This is a genomic window from Sphingobium boeckii (genome assembly GCF_014199215.1).
GTDB lineage: Bacteria > Pseudomonadota > Alphaproteobacteria > Sphingomonadales > Sphingomonadaceae > Sphingobium_A > Sphingobium_A boeckii.
Genome location: NZ_JACIJC010000001.1, coordinates 29,861 through 52,566, shown reverse-complemented (window position 1 = coordinate 52,566; position 22,706 = coordinate 29,861). Strand labels below are relative to the sequence as shown.

21 protein-coding genes are annotated in these 22,706 nt (G+C 62.3%); 7 read left to right on the top strand and 14 right to left on the bottom strand.

Annotation, left to right across the window (positions count from 1 at the left end; translation table 11 throughout):
• Positions 1–63 precede the first annotated feature (63 nt).
• Positions 64–1,266, top strand: coding sequence for a spinster family MFS transporter (locus FHS49_RS00235; RefSeq protein WP_184015854.1), 1,203 nt, complete (start codon positions 64–66; stop codon positions 1,264–1,266).
• On the opposite strand, the gene FHS49_RS00230 is transcribed toward FHS49_RS00235, so the two are convergent.
• The 8 genes from FHS49_RS00230 to rpmI form a co-directional block, all read right to left on the bottom strand.
• Positions 1,263–2,834 carry a peptide chain release factor 3 gene (locus FHS49_RS00230; protein WP_184014280.1) on the bottom strand — a complete coding sequence of 524 codons (1,572 nt, stop codon included), beginning with the start codon at positions 2,832–2,834 and terminating at the stop codon, positions 1,263–1,265. The genes FHS49_RS00235 and FHS49_RS00230 overlap by 4 nt on opposite strands.
• Positions 2,835–2,888: 54 nt before the next feature.
• Complete coding sequence (locus tag FHS49_RS00225) at positions 2,889–3,770, bottom strand: aldose epimerase family protein (protein WP_184014278.1); 882 nt, start codon at positions 3,768–3,770, stop codon at positions 2,889–2,891.
• Complete coding sequence (locus FHS49_RS00220; RefSeq protein WP_184014276.1) at positions 3,763–4,743, bottom strand: hypothetical protein; 981 nt, start codon at positions 4,741–4,743, stop codon at positions 3,763–3,765. Before FHS49_RS00220 ends, FHS49_RS00225 begins: the two co-directional genes overlap by 8 nt.
• Positions 4,736–7,099: a phenylalanine--tRNA ligase subunit beta gene (gene pheT, locus FHS49_RS00215; protein WP_184014274.1), complete on the bottom strand. Its 2,364-nt coding sequence runs from the start codon at positions 7,097–7,099 to the stop codon at positions 4,736–4,738. Before pheT ends, FHS49_RS00220 begins: the two co-directional genes overlap by 8 nt.
• Positions 7,096–8,172 (bottom strand): phenylalanine--tRNA ligase subunit alpha, encoded by a 1,077-nt coding sequence (pheS, locus tag FHS49_RS00210; RefSeq protein ID WP_184014273.1) that lies wholly within the window; start codon positions 8,170–8,172, stop codon positions 7,096–7,098. Before pheS ends, pheT begins: the two co-directional genes overlap by 4 nt.
• Before the next feature lie 130 nt (positions 8,173–8,302).
• The gene (locus FHS49_RS00205) at positions 8,303–8,617 is read right to left on the bottom strand and encodes a GIY-YIG nuclease family protein (RefSeq protein ID WP_184014271.1); all 315 of its coding nucleotides are present in this window, start codon (positions 8,615–8,617) and stop codon (positions 8,303–8,305) included.
• A gap of 147 nt (positions 8,618–8,764) precedes the next feature.
• Positions 8,765–9,130, bottom strand: coding sequence for a 50S ribosomal protein L20 (gene rplT, locus FHS49_RS00200; protein ID WP_184014269.1), 366 nt, complete (start codon positions 9,128–9,130; stop codon positions 8,765–8,767).
• 11 nt (positions 9,131–9,141) lie between these two features.
• Positions 9,142–9,345, bottom strand: a complete 204-nt coding sequence (rpmI, locus tag FHS49_RS00195) for a 50S ribosomal protein L35 (RefSeq protein WP_184014267.1) — start codon at positions 9,343–9,345, stop codon at positions 9,142–9,144.
• Between the two features lie 169 nt (positions 9,346–9,514).
• Here rpmI and FHS49_RS00190 point away from each other — a divergent pair, with 169 nt between their 5' ends.
• On the top strand, positions 9,515–11,650 hold the full coding sequence (locus FHS49_RS00190; protein ID WP_184014265.1) for an AsmA family protein: 2,136 nt from the start codon (positions 9,515–9,517) through the stop codon (positions 11,648–11,650).
• Between the two features lie 108 nt (positions 11,651–11,758).
• Here FHS49_RS00190 and hisN read toward each other — a convergent pair whose 3' ends face one another.
• Positions 11,759–12,535 (bottom strand): histidinol-phosphatase, encoded by a 777-nt coding sequence (hisN, locus tag FHS49_RS00185; protein WP_184015852.1) that lies wholly within the window; start codon positions 12,533–12,535, stop codon positions 11,759–11,761.
• A 59-nt stretch (positions 12,536–12,594) separates the two neighbouring features.
• On the opposite strand from hisN, the gene FHS49_RS00180 reads away from it, so the two are divergent.
• On the top strand, positions 12,595–13,029 hold the full coding sequence (locus FHS49_RS00180; protein ID WP_184014263.1) for a VOC family protein: 435 nt from the start codon (positions 12,595–12,597) through the stop codon (positions 13,027–13,029).
• Here the strand turns inward: FHS49_RS00180 and FHS49_RS00175 are convergent, their stop codons facing one another.
• Positions 13,030–13,965: a ribose-phosphate pyrophosphokinase gene (locus FHS49_RS00175; RefSeq protein ID WP_184014262.1), complete on the bottom strand. Its 936-nt coding sequence runs from the start codon at positions 13,963–13,965 to the stop codon at positions 13,030–13,032. It abuts the gene before it with no gap.
• A gap of 110 nt (positions 13,966–14,075) precedes the next feature.
• Here FHS49_RS00175 and FHS49_RS00170 point away from each other — a divergent pair, with 110 nt between their 5' ends.
• Together FHS49_RS00170 and gltX are read left to right on the top strand one after the other, a co-directional pair.
• Complete coding sequence (locus tag FHS49_RS00170; protein ID WP_184014260.1) at positions 14,076–15,731, top strand: NAD+ synthase; 1,656 nt, start codon at positions 14,076–14,078, stop codon at positions 15,729–15,731.
• Positions 15,728–17,035 carry a glutamate--tRNA ligase gene (gene gltX, locus FHS49_RS00165; RefSeq protein WP_184014258.1) on the top strand — a complete coding sequence of 436 codons (1,308 nt, stop codon included), beginning with the start codon at positions 15,728–15,730 and terminating at the stop codon, positions 17,033–17,035. Before FHS49_RS00170 ends, gltX begins: the two co-directional genes overlap by 4 nt.
• A gap of 18 nt (positions 17,036–17,053) precedes the next feature.
• On the opposite strand, the gene FHS49_RS00160 is transcribed toward gltX, so the two are convergent.
• Both FHS49_RS00160 and FHS49_RS00155 read right to left on the bottom strand, forming a co-directional pair.
• A complete protein-coding gene (locus tag FHS49_RS00160) occupies positions 17,054–18,064 on the bottom strand; it encodes a cell wall hydrolase (protein WP_184014256.1) in 1,011 nt (336 codons plus the stop codon).
• Between the two features lie 105 nt (positions 18,065–18,169).
• Positions 18,170–19,192 carry a cupin-like domain-containing protein gene (locus tag FHS49_RS00155; RefSeq protein ID WP_184014255.1) on the bottom strand — a complete coding sequence of 341 codons (1,023 nt, stop codon included), beginning with the start codon at positions 19,190–19,192 and terminating at the stop codon, positions 18,170–18,172.
• 87 nt (positions 19,193–19,279) lie between these two features.
• On the opposite strand from FHS49_RS00155, the gene FHS49_RS00150 reads away from it, so the two are divergent.
• Together FHS49_RS00150 and FHS49_RS00145 are read left to right on the top strand one after the other, a co-directional pair.
• Positions 19,280–20,059: a transglutaminase-like domain-containing protein gene (locus FHS49_RS00150; protein WP_184014253.1), complete on the top strand. Its 780-nt coding sequence runs from the start codon at positions 19,280–19,282 to the stop codon at positions 20,057–20,059.
• A 297-nt stretch (positions 20,060–20,356) separates the two neighbouring features.
• On the top strand, positions 20,357–20,737 hold the full coding sequence (locus FHS49_RS00145) for a UrcA family protein (protein ID WP_184014251.1): 381 nt from the start codon (positions 20,357–20,359) through the stop codon (positions 20,735–20,737).
• A 94-nt stretch (positions 20,738–20,831) separates the two neighbouring features.
• Here FHS49_RS00145 and FHS49_RS00140 read toward each other — a convergent pair whose 3' ends face one another.
• Both FHS49_RS00140 and FHS49_RS00135 read right to left on the bottom strand, forming a co-directional pair.
• Complete coding sequence (locus FHS49_RS00140) at positions 20,832–21,566, bottom strand: LytR/AlgR family response regulator transcription factor (RefSeq protein WP_184014249.1); 735 nt, start codon at positions 21,564–21,566, stop codon at positions 20,832–20,834.
• A 22-nt stretch (positions 21,567–21,588) separates the two neighbouring features.
• The gene (locus FHS49_RS00135) at positions 21,589–22,704 is read right to left on the bottom strand and encodes a sensor histidine kinase (RefSeq protein ID WP_184014247.1); all 1,116 of its coding nucleotides are present in this window, start codon (positions 22,702–22,704) and stop codon (positions 21,589–21,591) included.
• Positions 22,705–22,706: the final 2 nt, after the last annotated feature.

Here is a 22,706-nt window from a genome sequence, read left to right as displayed (position 1 = left end):
GGGGTTAGGGTGGCCACGTCTCCGGCGGTGAGACCATCGCGCTATCGCTTCGCCGTTCTCGCGATGCTCCTGCTCGTCTATACGTTCAATTTCGTCGATCGCCAGATCCTCGGCATCCTCGCCGGGCCGATCAAGGCGGAGCTGGGATTGAGTGATACCCAGCTTGGCCTGCTGGGCGGCATTGCCTTTGCGCTGCTCTATTCAACGCTCGCCGTGCCGCTGGCCCTGCTAGCCGACAAGACCAGCCGGACCTGGGTGATCACCGGATCGCTGGCGGTCTGGAGCGGATTTACCGCACTATGCGGCCTCACCACCGGATTCTGGCAACTCTTTCTGGCGCGATTGGGTGTCGGCGTCGGAGAGGCCGGCGGGGTGGCTCCCTCTTATGCGCTGATCTCGGATTATTTCCCGCCGGACGAACGCGCGCGGGCGCTCTCCATCTATTCGCTCGGCATTCCTCTCGGCGCGGCCTTGGGCGTGATTTTCGGCGGCTATATTGCGGCGACGGTCGACTGGCGCGCGGCGTTCATCGCGGTCGGCCTTGCCGGCGTGATGATCGCTCCGCTGTTCCGCCTGATCGTGCGCGAGCCCGCGCGCCCCGCATCAAAGTCGTCTGAGACGACTCCCGTGTCCGCCGTGTTCGGGATCTTGGCGGCGAAGAAGAGCTTCTGGCTGCTCGCACTGGGTGCCGCGTCTAGTTCGATGTTGGGCTATGGCTTCGCCTTTTGGTTTCCCCAATTGCTCCAGCGCAGTTTCGGGCTCGATCTGGTGCAGACATCCTATTTCTACGGGGGCGTGTTGTTGCTCGGCGGCACGGTGGGCGTGCTGGGCGGCGGTCTTATCGGCGATCGGCTGGGGGCAAAGGATCGCGCCAATTATGCGCTTATGCCCGCCATCGCCTTTGTGCTCGCCGTGCCGCTGTTTGCCGCGGGTATTCTGTCCAATACCGTCGGCGCGGCGTTCGCGTTGTTCCTCATTCCGCAGGCGCTGGCCTATATCTGGCTCGGCCCGGTGATCACCGCGGTCCAGCATATCGTGCCCCCGCATATGCGCGCCACCGCGTCGGCCAGCTTCTTGCTGATCAACAATCTGGTCGGCATCGGCGGCGGTACGTTCGTGTTGGGTGCATTGTCCGATGCGCTGACGCACAGCCAGGGCGATCAGGCACTGCGCTATTCGATGCTGATCGCCCTGGGCTTCTATCTGCTCGCCGCTCTGCTCATGGCGCTGGGTGCCAGGCATTTGCGGCAAGACTGGGTGGATTAGCGCTCCCGCGTCGCGGAGAATGTAATGTCCGGATTGCGCTCCTGCACATAGCCCACGTCCCACGCGCTCTTGGCCATATAGACCAGATTGCCGTCGCGATCCTTGGCGAGCGAACTCTGATTGATGGCGGCGAATGCCTTCATCGCGGCCTCGTCGCCCGAAATCCACCGCGCGGTATCCCAGGGCGACGGCTCCAGTTTGGCCGCAACCTTATATTCGGCGTCGAGCCGGCTCAGCAGCACTTCGAGCTGCAACTGACCCACCACGCCGATGATCCAGTTCGATCCGATCTCGGGATAGAAGACCTGAGTCACGCCTTCTTCGGCCATATCGTCCAGCGCCTTGCGGAGCTGCTTGGTCTTGGTGAAATCGATCAGCGCCACACGGCGCAGAATTTCGGGGGCGAAATTGGGCAGTCCGGTAAAGCGGATCGCCTCGCCTTCGGTCAGCGTATCGCCAACGCGCAGCGTGCCGTGATTGGGAATGCCGATGATGTCGCCGGGAAACGCCTCGTCGGCAAGTTCGCGATTCTGCGCGAAGAACAGGATCGGGCTGTGCACCGCAATCGGCTTGCCGCTGCCCGAAGGCGTCAGCTTCATGCCGCGCTTGAATCGGCCCGAGCAGAGCCGCATGAACGCGATGCGATCCCTATGATTGGGATCCATATTCGCCTGCACCTTGAAGATGAAGCCGGTCACGCCCTCATGCTCGGGGCCGATGGGCAAGGGTTCGGCGGGTTGTGTGCGCGGCGGCGGCGCATATTTCGCCAGCGCGTCGATCAGTTCGCCCACGCCGAATTCCTTCAGCGCCGATCCGAAATAGACCGGGGTCTGATCACCATTGCGATAGGCCACCGGGTCGAACGCGTCATAGCCGCCCACCGCCAGTTCGGTCTCGTCATGAAGGCGCTTGAGCGCGTCGGCGCTCAGCACGTCAGCCAGCTTGGGATCGTCGAGGCCGGAAAGCTGGGTCACTTTCCCCTCGAAGGCGCGGCTGTCCCCCGTCGGCTGCATCAGCGTATGCGCCTTCAAATCGTAAACGCCCTCGAATTGCCCACCCATGCCCGCTGGCCAGCTCATCGGCGTCACGTCAAGCGCGAGCATGTCGGCCACTTCGTCCATCAGCTCGAAGGGATCGCGCCCCTCGCGGTCCACCTTGTTGATGAAGGTGATGATCGGCACGGAGCGCAGGCGGCAGACTTCGAACAATTTGCGCGTCTGTGGCTCGATGCCCTTGGCGGCGTCGATCACCATCACGGCGGAATCGACCGCGGTCAGCGTGCGATAGGTATCTTCGGAGAAATCCTCATGCCCCGGCGTGTCGAGCAGGTTGAAGGTGATCCCCTCACGCTCGAATGTCATCACCGAGGATGTGACCGAGATGCCGCGCTGCTGCTCGATCTTCATCCAGTCCGATCGGGCGCGGCGGTTGGCACCGCGCGCCTTCACCTCGCCCGCGAGATGGATCGCGCCGCCGAACAGCAGCAGCTTTTCGGTGAGCGTGGTCTTGCCGGCGTCAGGATGGGAGATGATCGCAAAGGTACGGCGATCGGGATAGGAAGGGGTCATTGCACTGCTTTCGGAAAAATTCTCGTAGAAATGGCTCAGTCGGACCGAAAGCGGTCAGTTCTCGGCGAGCCGCACGGTCATCCGGAAGGTCCGGCTGCTGCCCGGCGCGATCTCGAATACACCGGGCCGATCCCGGAAATCACCGTGATAGCCCAGCGTGTCGGCCATGCCAGCCCAGGGTTCGATGCAGACGAAGCCGGCACCCGGCTTGGTCCAGACGCCCAGCCATTCGGTATCGGGAAAGTCCATTTCCAGCGCGGGGCCAGCAGGCGGGCCGTAGCGCAGACTGCGGCTGTCGAGCGTGTTCCAGATCAGCGCGCCATGGGCGAACAGATCATCGGACAACCGCAATGTATCGCCTTCAACGGGACTTGGGCGTTTGCCGTCAATCAATCCATCCGATGTAATCGCAAGGATATCGGCGGCCTCGTCTGCTTCGAAAACAATCCGGTGACCCGTGCGCGCCGCTTCATAGGGCAATGGCCAGGCAAAGGCCGGGTGATAGCCAAAGCTTGCCGGCAGCGGCACCAAACCCGGATTGCGGATCGTGGCAGCCATCGTCAGGGTTGCGCCATCCAGAAGGAAATCCATTTCCAGCACGAAGGCAAAGGGATAGGCGACGCGGGTCACCGGGCTGTCGGTAAGCCGCAGGCGCACATGACTTTCGCCTTGCTCGGCGATCGCAAATTCGGTCCGCCGCGCGAAGCCATGCTGGGGCAGGGCATAACGGTCGCCATCCAGCGTGTAGCGATCGCCATCCAGGCGTCCGACGATCGGAAACAGGATCGGCGCGCGGCCGGTCCAATAGGCAGGATCGCCGTCGCTCATCAATTCGCGGTGTTGCGGGTCGCGAAGGCTGACAAGCTCGGCACCCAGCCGCGCGATCTTCGCGGTCAGCCCGTTCGACGTGATGATGACGCTCTCGAGTTCATCCACGGGCCGCGCGCTCCAGAAGCGCTGTGGCGAGGTGCGGCTGTTTTGCAAACGCCAGTCTCTGCCATCCTGGAACGAGCCGGTCGATCGTCAGGAATAAAGCCAGTCCCTGATCCTGAGACCATTGTTTCCCATCCCGCCGCACGCCCCGGAGCGCGGTGGCGCGCGGCAGCTTCTCGCCCGCGGGCGATGTCAGCCAGGCGTAAGCGAGCCATTGCCCCGCCCCTTCCATCGTCAGGAAAATGTCGTCCAGCGCCGCCCAACGCGCATCGCCGCCGACAAACCAGCGCTGATGCCGCGCGCGCATCATTTTGAGCGCTTCTCCGGCGAGCCGGCGGGCCTCCGCATCGGAAGACGCCGCCGCCGCGGCGAACAGCATGTCGCGCTCGTTGAAATAGGCGGCCCGGTAAGCGGGGTCTTTGCCGAACCGCGCCTGCAGCGAATCGTCATCGATGTCGTCGCCCAGCCCGTAGCGGGCGCTGATCGCTTTCAGCGTGGGATTGGCGAAATGGAATTGTCGCGTGTGGACGAGTTCGTGCAGCATCACGCCATCCATCAGTCGCTCCAGCCCGATCGTGCTCGTGACGCCAGCGGCGCGCCATACGGAGGGGAGTCCGATCGCGAAATAACGGGTCGCGCCGCGCGCGGACGCAAAAGCGATCGGGCCGACCTTGGGGGGGGGGGCCCCCGGCAGCCGGATCGATCCGCCATGGGGATCGCCGCGCCATGCGCCGGTGCCCGCGTGGCGCCTATAGGTGCAACGGGCATCGATCGCGTAGATGGTGGGCAAAGGCTGCTGGTCCAGTTTCAGGAGCGTCCGCTCGCTCGTCCGCCAATGGCCCAGCGCGCCATTGATCCATGTGCGATCGGACGCCGCCATGGCGCACGGCCTTGGCGGCGCAGCCGATGCCGAAGCGCCCATCATCGCCATTGCCGCGCCGGCGATGGCGATCGGCAGGCACCGTGGATCAGCCACGCAGCTTCCCGCCGGCCTTCTCGGCCGCCTGCACGATCTTCGTCGAAATCGCGGTCAGTTCCTCATCGGTGAAGCTCTTGTCCGCCGGCTGCATCACGACCTCGATGGCCAGCGATTTATGACCCTCCGTGACGCCCTGGCCGGAAAACACGTCGAACAGACGCACGTCCACGATCGATGATTTGTCCGATCCTTTGACCGCACGGACCAGCACATGGGCCGGCGTTTCCACCGGCACCAGAAATGCGAAGTCGCGCGTCACGGCCTGCAGCGCGGGGGGGGCATAAGCTGTCCGCATCGGGCTGCTCGTGCGTTTGGCGGGAAGTGCGTCGAGGAAGATCTCACCCGCGATCACCGTCCCATCCAGATCGAACGCCTTGGCGGTCAATGGATGCAAGACGCCATAAGCGGCCAGCACGGTCTTCGGTCCCAGGCGGAAGGTGGCGGATTGACCGGGATGATAATGATCGCCCGCTTCCCCGAAATTCTGCAGATTATCGACCGGCGCGCCCGCTGCGGCGAGCAGCGCCAGCGCCTCGCCCTTGGCGTCATAGGCATCGAAGGGTGCCGCCTTGCCGGCCTGCCAGTTGCGCGGCGTCCGGTCGCCCGTCAGCACGAAGCTCAGCGTCAGCCGCTCGCAATCCTTGAAATAGCGCCGCCCGATCTCGAACAGACGAATGCTGTCCGCCCCCCGCGCCTGATTGCGCTTGGCGGCCGAAAGCAGGCCGGGCAGCAGCGAGGGGCGCATCACCTTCATGTCTTCCGAAATCGGATTGGCGAGCACCCAATCGCCACCGCCGAACGCCGCGGCGTCCTTCTCGGATACGAAGCTCCAGGTTACCGCTTCGTTCAAGCCGCGTGCGGCGGCTGCGCGTCGCGCCTTGCGCTCCATAAGCTGTTCGGGCGTCGCGGTTGGCGTGGCAACGCCGGCGATGCGCGGCAGCGGCGTGGATGGCACCGAGCCCAGACCGACGATGCGCACTATCTCTTCCACGAGGTCCGCAGTGCCCGTGACGTCACGACGCCATGTCGGCACGCCGACCCGCCAATCAGCATCCACAGCGAAACCGAGGCTCTCCAAAATCGCCTTCTGCCGCTCGGCGGGCACGGCCACGCCGGCCAAAGTTTCGGTCTGCGCCGGATCGTAATCGAAGCCGGGCATCGACACGGGCGCTGCGCCTGCGCGCGTGATCCCGCTCGGGCTGCCGCCGCAGATTTCCGTGACCAGCCGGGTGGCGATCGCCAGACCGTCTTCCAAAAAGGCCGGATCCACTCCGCGCTCGAAGCGGCTGCGCGCGTCGCTGGTCAATGTCAGCTTCTGCCCCGTGCGCGCGATATGGTCGGGCGTGAAATAAGCGCATTCGATCAGTACGTCGGTGGTGGTGAGTTCCACCCCCGAATCCGCGCCGCCCATGATGCCGCCGATGTCGTGCACATGGCTGTCATCCGCGATCACGGTCATGGTCGCGTCCAGCGCATAGCTCTTGCCGTTCAACGCCTGCGCCGTCTCGCCATCCCGGGCTTTGCGCGCCACCAGCGCGCCGGTCAGCTTCGCCCGGTCATACACATGAAGCGGGCGTCCCAGATCGAACATCACATAATTGGTAATATCGACCAGTGCGGAAATCGGCTTCTGCCCGATCGCCTTCAGCCGTTTGGCCATCCAGTCCGGGCTGGCACCGTTGGACACGCCGGAAACCGACTGGCCATAATAAGCCGGGCAACCCTCCGCATCCTCGATCCGCACATCCGGGCCTTCGCCTGTGGCCGGCACGGGTGTGACGTCGAGCGTCTTCAGCGTGCCGATCCCGGCGGCCGCGAGATCGCGCGCGATGCCCCGCACGCCCATGCAATCCTGTCGGTTGGGCGTGATCGAAACATCGATCACGGGATCATCGAGACCGGCCCAGACGGCATAAACCGCGCCGATCGGGGCATCTTCGGGAAGCGCGATGATGCCGTCATGCTCTTCGCCCAGTTGAAGCTCGCGCACCGAACACATCATGCCATTGGATTCGACGCCGCGGATGGCGGCGACTTTCAGCGTGATGTCGCTGCCCGGCACATAGGCACCCGGCGCACCGAACACGCCGACGAGGCCCGCACGCGCATTGGGCGCGCCGCAGACCACTTGAAGCGGGCCGTCGCCGGCGTCCACCGAAAGCACCTGCAACTTGTCCGCCTGCGGATGCGGCGCGGCGCTCAGCACTTTGGCGATGATGAAGGGTGCCAGCTTCTCGGCCGGATTCTCCACGCCTTCCACTTCGAGCCCGATCGCGTTCAGCGTATCGAGGATCGTGTCGATCGTGGCATCGGTATCCAGATGCTCTTTCAGCCATGAGAGGGTGAATTTCATGCGCCGACTCCTCCGCTCAGCGTGGGTATGTCGAGCGCTGCGAAGCCATAATGGCGCAGCCAGCGTAGATCGCCGTCAAAGAAGGGGCGCAGATCGTCCATGCCGTATTTGAGCATGGCGAGACGGTCGATGCCTGTTCCGAAGGCGAAGCCCTGCCACTCTTTGGGATCGAGCCCGCAATTTTCGATCACCTTGGGATGCACCATCCCGCTGCCCAGCACTTCGAGCCATCCATCCGAACCGCCGAGCACGCGGCGGCCCTTTTCGATCGTGTAGCCGATGTCGATTTCCACCGAGGGTTCGGTGAAGGGGAAATAGCTGGGGCGCAGACGGAGCACGATGTCGTCACGCTCGAAAAACGCCTTGAGAAAGGTTTCCAGCGTCCATTTGAGGTGCCCCATATGGATGCCGCGATCGACCACCAGGCCTTCGATCTGGTGAAACATCGGCGTGTGCGTCGCATCCGAATCCGAACGGTAAACGCGGCCCGGCGCGATGATGCGGATCGGCGCGTCCTGGCTCATCATCGTGCGAATCTGAACCGGAGACGTGTGCGTGCGCAAAAGCATCTTCTTTCCATCTACCTCATCGGGGAAATAGAAAGTATCGTGCATCGCGCGCGCGGGATGCGTCTCGGGAATATTGAGCGCGGTGAAATTATGCCAATCGTCCTCGATCTCCGGCCCGGTGGCCACGGAGAAGCCGAGATCCGCGAAGATTTCCGCCAGTTCGTCCATCACCTGCGAAACGGGATGGACGCTGCCCTGCACGGCAGCCGGCGGCGGCAGCGTCATGTCCAGCGTTTCCCCGGCCAGCTTCGCATCCAGCGCAGCGCGTTCAAGACCCGCCTTGCGATCGCCAATGGCCTGGGTCACCGCTTCGCGGAGCGCGTGAATCTTCGGCCCTTCGCTCAGCCGTTGCTCCGGCGTCATCCCGCCCAGCGATTTCAGCAGCGCGGTGATCGCGCCCTGCTTGCCCAGCGCCTTCACGCGAACATCCTCAATCGCTTCGGTGGTCGTCGCACCGGCGATCGTCGCCATCAGTTCGGCTTGCAAATTGGTCAGATCGGTCATTCTACGCCTATTCCGTCATCCCCGCGAAGGCGGGGATCCATAAACTCAACGGTCCGGAAATATTCATCAATATATTCGCTGCTGCGGATGATTTCCGTCTGAGCGAGTTTTGACGAACTGGGACCAAATCTTATCGTGCTTTCACGCGCTCGAAACCGAGATCGATCGCCAGATCAAGCCATTCCGGATTATTTTCTTCGATCAGATTGATCTTCCAAGAGCGATTCCACTTTTTAAGCTGCTTCTCGCGCAGGATCGCCGAGGGCATATCCTCGAAGCGCTCGAAATAAACCAGTCGTGCAACGCCGTAGCGGCTTGTGAACCCTTTGATCAAGCCGGTCCGATGCTGATAAAGCCGGGCGATCAAATCGGAAGTGACGCCCGCATAAAGTGTTCCATGCTTTCCATTGGAAAGAATGTAGACACAAGGTTCGCGCTCTTTCATTTCTGCCCCTTCGAACGCCCCCGGACCGTTCTGCTAGCACAGGCGCGTATGGATTCCCGCCTGCGCGGGAATGACGGAGCATCAAAAGCAAAGGGCGCGGATGGCTTTCACCATCCGCGCCCCTTTAGAACGCTCACTCAGGCCGGTTTAGGCGGCCTTGGGGAGAGCCGCCTTCACCTGAGCGATGATGACGCTGAACGCCGCCGGTTCGTTCATGGCGAGATCCGCCATGACCTTCCGATCGAGTTCGATCCCCGCCAGCTTCACGCCGTTCATGAACTGCGAATAGGTCAGGTCTTCCATGCGGACAGCCGCATTGATGCGCTGGATCCACAGGCCACGGAACGTGCGCTTCTTAACCTTGCGGTCGCGATACGCATATTGTCCGGCCTTTTCGACAGCCTGACGGGCGATACGGATGGTGTTCTTGCGACGGCCGTAAAAGCCCTTCGCCTGATCCAGAATCCGCTTATGTTTTGCTTTGGTGGTTACACCACGTTTGACGCGTGCCATTCAGTATCTCCTCAACGCAGGCCGTAGGGCGCCCAGAGCTTCACATGGCCCCAATCGGCCTCGGAAAGCACGCTGGTGCCGCGGTTCTGGCGGATGTACTTGGCATTGTGATGCGACAGACGGTGACGCTTGCCGGCTACGCCGTGCTTCACCTTGCCGGTGGCGGTGATCTTGAATCGCTTCTTGACCCCGCTCTTGGTCTTCAGTTTGGGCATTTTCGTCTCCTCAAGTTCGACGATTGCAGACGGTCGCGGCAGCCCTAGTGGCCGGACAGTCCCTCAGATCGCGGAAAGTGGGGCGCATAAAGGAGAGTCGCCGATATTGCAACCATGCGGATTCATCTCGAATCGGAACCGTATCGATGCGGCGCGGGTTTCCTCCCCTATGGCCAGCCAGATTACCCTAGAAGCCGCGCCCCCGGGCAATCCAGCCAAGCAGCGTGATCCGCTTCGGCTTGCGATCGCTGCCGTCGTCTCGTTCGTGACGACAGTCATAGGCCTGATCCTGCTCGCCTGGCTGGTGCTTTACGTCACCAAGGGGCGATTCCTCAAAAGGCCGTTCGAACGCACTGTGAGTGCGATGACGCTGCGTGAGGTGAAGGTCGCTGGCGATTTCCAGCTCTATTTCAATCCGCTCGACGTGAAATTTCTGGCGGAGGGGATGACCGTTTCCAATCCGCAATGGGCGAGTAAGCCCAATTTTTTCGAATCGACGTTGATCGACACCAACATCGCCACCTGGACGCTGCTGTTCGGCAAGCGCCGGGTGAACTGGCTGCAACTGGTCGATGGCAATGTGGATCTTGAATGGGATGCGCAATCCAGACGCAACACCTGGACCTTCGGCGATCCGAACAAGAAGGCCGAGCCGCTCGAACTGCCGTTGATCAGCGCGGCTATCATTCAGGGCACCAATGTCCGCTACCGCGATCCGGTGCTTCAGCTCAATGCCGATATCACCCTCGACACCATCAAGGCGGCCGATACGAAATTCGCCAACGATATCCGGTTTTCGGGCAATGGCACGATGCGCGCCAAGCCTTTCACGCTGGCGGGTAGCCTGATGTCGCCCAATCAGACGGTGGTCGGGGGCAGGAACCAGCTTCGTTTCGAAGCGCGGTCCGGCCCAACAGTGCTCGCGGTTTCCGGCACCTTGCCCGGTGCGACAGAAATCGAAGGTGCCGATCTGAAGATGGGCGTGCGTGGCCCGAATCTCAGCCTGTTGTTCGATTTCCTCGGTGTCGCCATCCCCGATACACGAACCTATCGCTTCGTTTCCAATCTCACCAAAAAGGGCGGCGCGTGGCGCTTCACCCGGCTGAAAGGCGTGTTCGGCGAAAGCGATCTCGCGGGCCTGATGACCGTATCCATGCCCGAAAACCGGCTGATGATCGATGCCGATCTGAAGACCGATACGCTCGACATCATCGATGCTGGGCCGTTCTTCGGCTATGATCCGCAGCGACTGGATGCCCAGGGTGGCAAAGGTGCGATCACGCAGGTGGGCGGCACGCCGCGCATCCTGCCCGATGCGCCGCTCCGGGTGGACGCGCTCAAGCGATTCGACGCCCATGTGGATTACAGCGTTGCCCGCGTGCGCGCCGAGAGCTTCCCGATATCCAACATCGCACTGACACTCGATCTCAACAAAAGCCTGCTCAAACTCTCTCCGCTCACCTTCGATATAGCGGGCGGGCATCTTTCTTCGGACATCGCCATCGATGCGCGAGGCGTGCCCGTGCGGACGACATATGACATCCGTCTTTCTCCCACGCCGATGGGCAAGCTGCTGGCCGGCTTTGGCGTGGAGGAGTCCGGCACGACCGGCACATTGAAAGCAAGGGTGCAGATGACCGGTGAAGGCGATACCGTGCACGAATCGCTTGCCAGTGCCGACGGCCGGATCGCCGTGATCCTGCCGCAGGGCAGCTTCTGGACGCGCAACATCCAGCTTGGCGAGCTGGATGTGGGCACCTTCGTCACCAAGATGTTTCAGGGCAAATTGAAGGAGCCGGTCCAGATCAATTGCGGGGTGATCGCGTTCACGGTGCGCGACGGCATTGCGGCGGCGGACCCGATCCTGATCGATACGAAGAAGAATGTGATGCTCGGGCGCGGCGGGTTCAGCTTCAAGAATGAATCGCTCGATCTGGCCTATAGGGCGGATGGCAAGAAATTCAGCTTTCTCTCGGGGCAGTCGCCTGTAGGCTTGGGTGGCTATTTTGCGGCGCCGAAGCTGGACATCATCAGCCCCGAACTGGTCGGCCGGGCTGGTGCCGCTCTCGGACTGGGAATCGTTGCCAGCCCGCTTGCCGCCGTGCTGGCGTTCGTCGATGTTGGCGATGCGAAATCTGCGGCGTGCGGCCCGGTTCTGGCGGGTGCCGATGCTGCGTCTCAGCGCACCACCAAGGGCCAGCCGCGCGACGATGTGGGCAAGGGCACCACCGCGAAAAGCGAAAGCGGCAAGACGTCAAAAGACGAGAAGAAGAGCCAGAAGAAGAAGTTTCTGGGGATTTTCTGAGGCCAACTCCGCTGGGCCGTTTGTCCCGAGCCTAGTCGAGGGACGTGGGGACATATCGGAAAATGTCTCGACTGCGCTCGACACAAGCGGGGTTAGATATCCATTAAATCAATGCCGGTGCGCGAGCGCCTCGCAAATCTCTTCCACCCGCGCCGGATCGCCCGCGGCGATGACATCGCCCTTGCTGTCCTGATCCAGCGGTTCGCCGGACCAGTCGCACATCCGGCCGCCGGCGCCCTCCACGATCGGCACCAGCGCGGCAAAATCATAGAGCTTCAGGCCCGATTCGACGACCAGATCGACATGCCCCGAGGCGCAGAGCCCGTAATTATAGCAATCCCCGCCAAACAGCGTGTCGCCGCAATGCGCTGCCAGCACGGAGAAATGCTCGGCGGCGTGCGGGCTGAAATATTGCGGGCCGGTGGTCGCGAGAATCGCCTTGTCCAGCCCGGTGCAGGCGCGCGTGGTTACGGGCTTGCCATTGAACGTCGTTTTGCGCCCCACCGCACCCGCCCAGCGTTCCTTGCCAATCGGTTGATCGATCACGCCCAACAATGGCCATCCTTCGCCCAGCATCGCGATCAGCGTGCCGAAGATGGGGCGTCCGGCGATGAAGCTGCGTGTGCCATCGATCGGATCGAGCACCCAAATGCGGCCGCTGACACCCGGTTTCTCTCCATATTCCTCGCCGATGATGCCATCCATCGGGCGTTCGGCTTCGATCAGGCGTCGCATCGCCGCTTCCGCCGCGCGATCCGCCTCGGTCACCGGCGACTGGTCGCTCTTGGTGTCGATTTCGAAGCGGGCGCGGAAAAAGGGACGGATGGCCTGCCCTGCGACATCGGCAAGGGCGTGCGACAGGGCGATATCATCATCGGAAAGCATCATTGCATCATCTCATGCGTTCACTAGGCTTCCGGGGCAAGAGCGAAGGAGTCGTGTAAATGATCCGCAATGCCCTGATCCCCTGTCTCCGCTATAAGGATGCGCCCGCCGCGATCCGTTTCCTTGGCGACGCCTTCGGCTTCGTGCCGCATGTCGTTTATGCCGACGACATGAATCCCGCGATCGTCCATCACGCCCAGCTCACGCTGGACGGCAATATGATCATGCTCGGCAGCACGAATAACGGCTCCGAATCGGCGCGGCTCTACCAATGGAAGACCCCGGCCGAGGCGGGCGGCATCACGATGAGCATCTGCGCCGTGATCGACGATCCCGACAGCCACGCCGCCCGCGCCAAGGCCGCCGGCGCGCGGATCATCAAGGGGCCGTATGACAATGAAGGCTATCCCGGCCGTGCCTATGATGTGTGGGATAGCGAGGGCAATGTCTGGAATTTCGGCAATTACGATCCGTTTGCCGAAACCCAGCCGTAATCAATCGAACAGGCTGGAGACCGAGCTTTCGTCCGCGATGCGGCGGATGGCTTCGGCCAGGAGCGGGGCGATCGTCAGGTGGCGGATCTTCTTGGCGTCTTTGATCACATCGTGGCTGCCGATCGAATCGGTGATCACCAGTTCGGCCAGTTCCGATCCCTCGACGCGCGCGACGGCACCGCCGGACAGTACGCCGTGGGTGCAATAGGCAACCACATCTTCAGCGCCCGCCGCCTTTAGCGCAGCGGCAGCGTTGCATAGCGTGCCGGCCGAATCGACGATATCGTCGATCAGGATGCAGAAGCGGCCTTCGACATCGCCGATGATGTTCATCACTTCGCTTTCGCCCGCGCGCTCGCGGCGCTTGTCGACGATCGCCAGAGGGGCGTTGTCCAGCCGCTTGGCCAACGCGCGAGCCCGCACCACGCCGCCCACGTCGGGCGAGACGACCATGATCTTCTTGTCGCCGAACCGCGCCTGTATGTCGGCTGACATCACGGGCGCGCCATAGAGATTGTCTGTCGGGATATCGAAAAAGCCCTGGATCTGCCCGGCGTGCAGGTCGATCGAAAGCACGCGGTCGGCGCCAGCGACGGTGATCAGATTGGCGACCAATTTGGCGGAAATCGGCGTGCGCGGCCCCGGTTTGCGATCCTGGCGGGCATACCCGAAATAAGGGATGACGGCGGTGATGCGCTTGGCCGAGGCGCGTTTCAGCGCGTCGATGCAGATCAGCAATTCCATCAGATTGTCATTGGCGGGAAAGCCCGTCGATTGCAGCACGAACACATCTTCGCCGCGGACATTCTCGTGGATTTCCACGAAAACTTCTTCATCGGCAAAGCGGCGGACGCTTGCATCGGTCAACGGAATTTCCAGATATTCCGCGATCGCCTTGGCCAGCGGCAGATTCGAATTGCCGGTCATCAATTTCATGTGTGCCATTCCCGCTGATCGTGCGCAGTGCGCTTGCCTTTAGTGCCCAGTGCGCATTCGTAAAGGGGGCATTGCCCCGTGCGGCCCCGCTGCCTAATGGATTGAGCATCATGACAGACCGTCTCAAAATCGCGCTCGCGCAGCTTTCCCAGAGGGTTGGCGATCTGGCCGGCAATGCCGATGCCATGCTCGCTTGGCGGACAAAAGCGAAAAATGCCGATCTGATCATGTATCCGGAGCTTCAACTCATCGGTTATCCGCCGGAGGATCTGGTGCTCAAGCCGGCGCTGATCGAACGCGCCGGGATGGAATTGCAGCGCCTCGCCGCCGCCACGGCGGATGGCGGCGCAGCGATGCTGGTGGGCAGTGTGATGCTTGAAGCCGGGCGGCTCTATAATGTGCTGGCCTTGCTCGATGGCGGCAAGATCGCCGCGATCACGCGCAAACATGAATTGCCCAATTATGGCACCTTCGATGAGAAGCGGCTGTTCGCCTCCGGACCCGCGCCTGATCCGGTGGATTTTCGCGGGGTCAAACTCGGCCTGCCGATCTGCGAGGATATCTGGTTCCCCGCGGTGTGCGCGCATCTGAAGGCGCGGGGTGCGGAAATCCTGCTCTCGCCCAATGGCAGCCCGTATGAGATCGACAAGGACGATCTGCGCAGCAGCACGATCGCCGCGGCCCGCGTAAGCGAGACGGGCCTGCCACTCGCTTATCTCAATCGCGTGGGCGGGCAGGATGAGCTGGTGTTCGACGGTGCCAGTTTCGTGCTCAACGCCGATGGCGGCCTGGCGCACCAGCTTCCCGATTGGGAAGAAGCGCTGGTGCAGACGGTTTGGACTCGGGGTGACAAGGGCTGGCGTTGCGAACCCGGGGTGATCGCCACGCTCGAACCCAATCCGTCCGACGTCTATCATGCGATGGTGATGGGGCTGCGCGATTATGTGGACAGCAATCGCTTTCCCGGGGTCGTGCTGGGGCTGTCCGGCGGCATCGATTCCGCGATCTGCGCCGCGATCGCCGCCGATGCGCTTGGCCCCGATCGCGTCTGGTGCGTGATGATGCCTTCACGCTTCACCAGCCAGGAAAGCCTCGACGATGCGGCGGAATGCGCGCGGATGATCGGGTGCAGGCTCGATACCATTGCGATCGCGCCTGCGGTGGAGGCGTTCGACGTCATGCTGTCAGACAGTTTCGCCGACAAGAATGTCGATATCACCGAAGAGAATATCCAGTCGCGCATCCGCGGCGTCACGCTGATGGCACTGAGCAACAAATTCGGGCCGATGCTGCTGACCACCGGCAACAAGAGCGAGATGTCCGTGGGCTATGCCACGATCTACGGCGATATGGCGGGTGGCTACAATCCGCTGAAGGACGCCTATAAGATGACCGTCTTTGCGATCTCGCGCTGGCGCAATGAACACCGGCCACGCATCGGCCTCGGCCCCGACGGCCCGGTGATGCCCGAACGGATCATCACCAAGCCCCCCAGCGCTGAACTGCGCGACGATCAGAAGGATTCGGATTCGTTGCCGCCTTATGAGGTGCTGGACAGGATCCTGCACGGCCTGGTGGAGGAAGAATTGTCCGTCGCCGCGCTGGTCGATCAGGGGTTGGACCGCGAGATGGTCGTTCGCATCGAACGGCTGCTGTATCTTGCCGAATATAAAAGGCGTCAGGCACCGCCCGGCGTGAAACTGGGCAAACGCAATTTCGGCCGCGACCGTCGCTATCCCATCACCAACGCTTTCCGGACATCATGACAGTCATCACCCGCTTCGCGCCGTCGCCCACCGGGCGGCTTCATGTCGGCAATATCCGCGCCGCACTTCACAATTGGATGTGGGCGCAAAAGAAGGGCGGCCGCTTCCTGCTGCGGATCGACGATACCGACGCCGAGCGCTCGACGGAGGAAAATGTCGTCTCGATCCGCGCTGATCTGGCGTGGCTGGGGCTGAACTGGGATGGTGAAGCGCGCCAGTCCGAACGCTTTGCGCTCTATGAAGCGAAGTTCGAGCTGCTCAAGGCCGCGGGCCGGGTTTATGCTTGTTACGAAACGCCCGAAGAACTGGATTTGCGCCGGAAGATATTGCTCGGGCGCGGCCTGCCGCCGGTCTATGAGCGCCAGCCGGTTGATGCGCCGGTGCCGGAAGGTCGCACGCCGCACTGGCGTTTCAGGCTGGATCATGATGCGCCGATCGTGTGGACCGATCTGATCCGCGGTGAACAGCGTTTCGATCCGAAGCTGCTGTCCGATCCCGTCATCCGCCGCGCTGACGGGAGCTGGCTCTATATGCTGCCGTCCGCGATCGACGATGTGGATATGGGGATCACCCATGTCGTGCGCGGGGAGGATCATGTGTCCAACACCGCCACGCAACTTCAGATGTTCGCCGCGCTCGGCGCGCCCGCGCCCGCCTTTGCGCATGAGGCGCTGCTCACGGGCAGCGAGGGCAAGCTCTCCAAACGGCTTGGTTCGCTCGGCGTCGCGCATTTCCGCGAACAGGGGATCGAACCCGCCACGGTCATCGCCAAGCTGGCGCGGATCGGCACCAGTGATCCGGTGGAAGCGCTGATCGATCCCGCGCCGCTGATCGAGAGCTTTGATTTCGCCCGATTCGGTCGCGCACCCGCGCGGTTCGATGAGGCCGAACTGGCGGCGCTCAATGCGCGCATCATCCATCAATTGCCCTTTGCCGATGTCGTGGATCGTCTGCCCGCGGGGATGGATGACAAGGGATGGGAAGCGATCCGTCCCAATCTAGAGACCGTGGCCCAGGCGGCGGATTGGTGGGCGGTGGTCGAAGGCCCGATCGCGCGCGCCACGCTATCCGACGAGGATCGCGCCTATCTGGCCGAGGCGGCGGAGATCGCGGCCGGAATCGACTGGGCAAGCGCTCCCTGGCTGGCGCTCACGGCCGCTTTGAAAGAACGGACTGGCCGCAAGGGCAAGGCGCTGTTCCTGCCGCTTCGCCTCGCGCTGACGGGACTAGAGCATGGCCCGGATATGGCGGCGATGCTGCCGCTGATCGGCCGGGATCGGGCGCTTGAAAGGCTGCGCGCTTAGTCAACCAAGCGGCGTAGACTATTGGCTATGGCTGCCGATCCACGTCCCGCTATCGCGATATTTCTCCACGATCTGCGAGTCCGGATCGCCCGTTGCCATGCCCGAAAGCGCTTCGCCGCTCGTGCTGTATTCAGGCTGTATGCGCGCAAAGGCGGGAGACGTGACGCCTATAGTCACCGGCCTGGTTTCGTCCGGCGCTATCGCCGCCGCGCGCAAAGCGACGGGGCGCTTGGGGCCGGGCACCGGTTCCATCCCCGAATAGGCTTGGGCAAAGGCCGCGGGCGTGCCCCAATAGCCTTGCCAGCGATGAAAGAAATGCGCGCCGATCGCATCGGTCATCACCAGGCTCCTGTTCCAGGCCGGGCGGACTGCAAAGGTATGATAATGCGTCGCCAGGCCAACCGGCGCGTAGACCGATCCAGCCAAAGCGTGCGCTGCAATCCGCTGCGCGCGTGCCCATCCCGCGCGTGAAGGGGCACGCGCCATCGCGCCATCGCAACTGAAGCTGAACTGGCAGCCGCTGAGCCGCTCCGATCCCTGATACACCACGCCGCAAACGCTATCGGGAAAAGCGGGGTGCCGCACGCGATTGAGGATCACCTGGGCCACGGCGCGCTGCCCTTCGTCGCTCTCGCTCGCGGCTTCATAATAGATGCCGGCCGTCAGGCAGGTGAGCGCGCGGGCGGCGTCCAGTGCGGTGCGGCCGTGAAACACCGTGGATGCCGCCGCGATCACGCTGCCATCGCCGCCCGATGGCAGCGTTGCGAACGCCGGCAAGGGCGGCAGCGTGGCAGTGCCCGTCACGCCGGGCGCAGGCGCGGCATCGTCTTCGGCCATATACAATGTGGCGCTGCCGGGAAAATGCTGTTGCGCTTCATAGCGTTGGGCGATGATGGGAGCGATCGCACGCTTTTGCCCCGCGCGCTCCGCCACTGCGTCAAGCCCTGCGTGACCGGAAGCTATGCCCAGCAGAAGAGCGCCGAGAACGATCGCCTTTTTCCAGCGGATGATGGCATTCAGAGCGCTCATGTGTGTGCGTCTATCGCGCTTCGGGCATTGCTTCTGCCCCCGATTTTGCGCTGTTCCGCCGTGGCACAGTGCCGAAACCGGATGTTAACTGGTTAACCCAGCGCCTCAATGCGCCCCATAGCTATCGTAATGACTGTAGAAATCATTGTCGGCGGCAAAATTGGTGAAAGACATGCCGATCGTTACATCCAATGCTTCTACATGATGCCACCAGCCCACGGGGATGAACAGGATGTCGCCCGGTGCGATATCCACACTCAGGATCGCAGGGCGTTGACCCGTTGCGGGGCCGGGCGGCAACGCCTCGCCGCCCCAGTCGCTGAAGCAATGACGGCTGTTGCGCATCAGTGCGATATCGTGGCTGGCGGCGAGCAGGACGCGTTTGGTGCCTGAAATCTGCAAGAGCAAATTGTTGGTCAGATCATGATGCCAGGGCGTGATCGTGCCCTTGGGGCCGATCCACAGAAAGCCGTCGCGGCCCGGTTCATCGGACAGATAGCCGGGGATGCCGCCCACATCCTCCCATAAGGCCGCCAGCGCCTGCCGGTTATGATCATGATTGTTCGCAGTCATATAGACATCATTGTTGGGCGTGCGCAGCCTGGCCAGGAATTCCGCGAAAGGCCGCGTCTCGCCATGCGCTGTGGAATTCACTTCGTAATCAGGGTCGCGTTCCCGCTCCCATTGCGCGCGGATCAGCGCAAAGCCGTGTTGGGCGTGCAAATGATCCAGCGACCATTTTTCGCGCGCGGGCCAGTGATCGATCAATCCGCTCAGCAGCACTGGGCGGTGCGCGTGGTAGAAATCGCGAAAGAAGTCGGCGGCCGCCAGCTTATGTCTGCGCGGCACTTCGGTCACGCCCATTGCCAATTTCGCCTGATTGGCCAGCAGCCAGTCCCGCTTCTTCAGCCGCGCGGATAGTCGCCCTGCGGCCTTGAAATAGGGGCTTTTTTCGGCCCGCTCGACTTCGCTCTGCGCCAGTTGGCCGCTGATGCCCATGGATGCCAGCCGCTGGATCACGAGGTCGCGATCCGCGCCCAGCAACAAATCTTCGGCGATCCGCAACCGAAGATCATCATTGATCGTTGGGGCCGCGTTGCGTGCGAATTTATGTTTGCCGCTGGCCATATGCGCTCCGGTTAGAATTCAAATGCTTCATTCCCATGACAATCTTTCCCGCTGGCGGGGCGTTCTCCACAAGACTAGGGCAGTCACATGCAGCTCGAAATAGACGTTATGCTCGATTACCAGTTTGCCGAAGCGGCGGACGTTCTTTTGCAGATCGAGGTCGCGCAAATGGCGGACCAGCGTCTGATAGGCGACAAATTGACGGTCAGCTCTCCCGAAAAGCTGCGTCCGGTGGCCGGCGAGGAATCGATCGGGCAGCGCACCTGGGCTGTCGGCCAAGGCACGTTTCACGCGGTTTACAGCGCGCTGGTGGATATCGATCGTCCGCTCATCGCGCTGGATGGGCTGGAAGCGGCCGATCCGCGCGATCTGCCTTCGCTCGTGCTGCCCTATATCATGCCCAGCCGCTATGTGGAGGCGGATCGGTTTGAGCCGTTCGTCGAATCGCGGTTCGGCGATGCGATGGGTGGCCAGAAGATTATGGCCATGCTGGATTGGATGAACCGTGAAATGGCGTATGTGCCCGGATCCAGCGATAGCGAGACGAGTGCTATGGCAACCTTCGTCCAGCGCCAGGGCGTGTGTCGGGATTATGCGCATCTGCTTATCGCGCTGGCGCGGGCGGCGCGCATTCCTGCCAGGATGGTCTCCGCTTACGCACCCGATGTGACGCCCCAGGATTTTCATGCCGTGGTGGAAATCTGGCTCGCGGATGGCTGGCATCTGGTAGACCCCACGAACATGGCGCTGCCAGGAGAGATCGCCAGGATCGCGACGGGACGCGATGCCACCGATATCGCCTTCATGACGATATTCGGCACCGCGGAGATGATGGCCCAGAGCGTGAACGTAAAACGCACCGCGTGATTCGTTTCGTGTTCGGGTCATGTTATTGAAACAAACGCGCCCTTCCTGACGAAACATTCATAAAGCAAAACCGCTCGTCGAACGCTCTATGCTGTTCGTCGGGCTATTTTCCGTTTGCAGACCCGCGCCTGACGCCGGTCGAAGCGGACGCGAAACTGTCTCACGTCGCTTGTAGATGAACGATGCGCGGCGGGTCGGACGGTGTTCCCAGACCCGAAACGGCCCGCCCGCACCCCGGCTGCTCCTTCCCTTAAGGGGGCTGCCAAAGCGACCCATTGTTTCAGGAAGGATAGTCCCATGTATGCTCACAAGGCACGCGCCGTTTATTCGGCCATATTCGCAACCGCCGCCAGCCTCTCGCTGATCGCCGCCATGGCGCCGGCCCATGCCGGCACTATCAAGGAATCGGTCTCGACGCAGGTGTCGTTCCGCGATCTCAACCTTTCCACCGCCGAGGGCGTAAGCCGTCTCAACCAGCGTGTGAAATCGGCCGCAAACCGCATTTGCGGCGTTCGCGACAGCCGGGATCTGCGTGCGATGCAGAATGCGCGGACGTGCCGGATCGCTGCCTTGGAAAAGGCCGGTGCCGATATCCAGGTCGCCATTGCAGAGCGGGCGAGCGGAAGCCGCCTGGCCAGCCTTGGCGCGACCGAAGCCATCGGGGTCAGCAAACGCTGATCCCGTAGCCGATGCGGGGTTAAGCGGTTTTCCCCACACCGGCTCATGACGGAAACGCCTCCGGCCTACCCTTGGGCCGGAGGCGTTTCTTTATCTAGCGACCCGCGATGGATTTGGCGGCTGTCAGATACGTGCGCCCGATCCGAACTTCGCCATCATCGCCGAGATCGGCGAACCACACCCCGCTGCCGTCATGGCGCAGCTTGCGGATGCGATCGCGTCTGACGATCAGCGAGCGATGCAGCCGGATGAATCGGGCCGGATCAAGCCGTTGCTCCAGCGATGCGATGGTATGGTGGAGCAGAAAGCTGCGGCCACCCACATGAAGCCGCATATAATCGCGTTCCGCCTCGATCCGCTCGATATCCTGGGATGCGATCCGGATCAGTTCGGCCCGGTGCGGCACCCAAAATTCATCGGCATAAGCCGATTCAACGACGGGCGGCGCGTCTATATCTCCCTGCTGACTGCTGCGCTCGGCAACGCGCGCTACGGCCCGCACCAGCCTTTCGGGCGAGACCGGCTTGAGCACATAATCCACCGCCTCGATATCGAACGCCTCCACCGCGAAGCCGTCAAAGGCTGTGACGAAGATGATTGCGGGGCGCGGACCGGGGCGACGGACGAGCGCGCGGGCCACTCCGATGCCATCCAGTTCGGGCATGGAGATATCCAGCAGCAGCAAATCGGGTTGAAGCGCCTCGACCAGCCGCAGCGCCGCGGCCCCGTCCGAGGCCGTGCCCACCACTTCGATCATCGGCTCCTTGGCGCAGATGAGCTGGAGCCTTTCGATCGCCAGCGGTTCATCGTCGACGATCAAAGTGCGCATGGCGCAGCATGGTATCGTGTCTTCAGCAGCCACGATAGACTTCAGGCATGATCAGGCGGACGACGAAGCCGCCGCCTTCGGGCGCAAGCCATTCGATCGAGGCTTGAGCGCCGAACCGCGCGGCCAGCCTGTCCCGCACATTGGCCAGCCCGATGCCGCTGCCATGTTCGCAGGCGTCTTCGATCGGATTGCCATTGTCCGTCACCGTCACGATCAGCCGGCCCGATTCGCTGCGCGCCATGATCGCGATCGTCACCGGCTTTTTGGCGCGCGAGACGCCGTATTTGATCGCGTTTTCCACCAGCGGCTGAAGGATCAGGCCCGGCACGCACGCCTTGAGCAATTTGTCCGGGATTTCGAACCGGGTCTTGAGCCTTTGGGGAAAGCGCACGGCCTCGATATCGAGATAAAGCCGCTGGAGCTTCACCTCTTCTTCCAATGTGACATCGTCCAGCGGATCGCCGGACAGCGATGTGCGATAGAATGTGGAGAGGTTCATGATCATCGCCTCCGCTTCCACCGGCTGGCCCTTCATCACGAGCGAGCTGAGGGAGTTCAGCGTGTTGAACAGGAAATGCGGATTCACCTGATAGCGCAGCGACCGCAGCTCGGCCTGCTGCGCCGCGCGCGCATATTGGGCGGCGCGGCGCTCGGCGGCGCGGACTTCCCCGGCATAGGAAATGGCGAGATAGAGCGCAGCCCAGGCCGCAAAAAAGAAAAAGCGGGAGATCGCCAGTTCGGCAATCTCCTTCATCATGCTCATCTCTTCCTGCTTCTGCTTGAGATCATGCTCGTCAAACAGGTTGGACGGATCGTAAATGTTGAACACATAATAATTCACCAGTGCCACCGCGATCGCACACGGCATCGCGCCAATGAACGCGGTCGTGATCCGCAACCACAAGGGTTGCCGGTCGAATCGCCTCAGCAGCAGATAGAGCAGCCACGTCAGCACGATGCCGGCCGCTGTCACGAACACGCGTCGCTGGATCATTTCGCCCTGCGAAGGGAAATCCATGACCGCCGCCCTCGCCGTGACGATTACGGTGTAGAAAAGCCAGAAGCCGATGATCGAATAAAATGCGACGATCGGCCTAACCGCGCGATGCCGTTCCGGTTCGTGTTGTTCGAAATCCATCA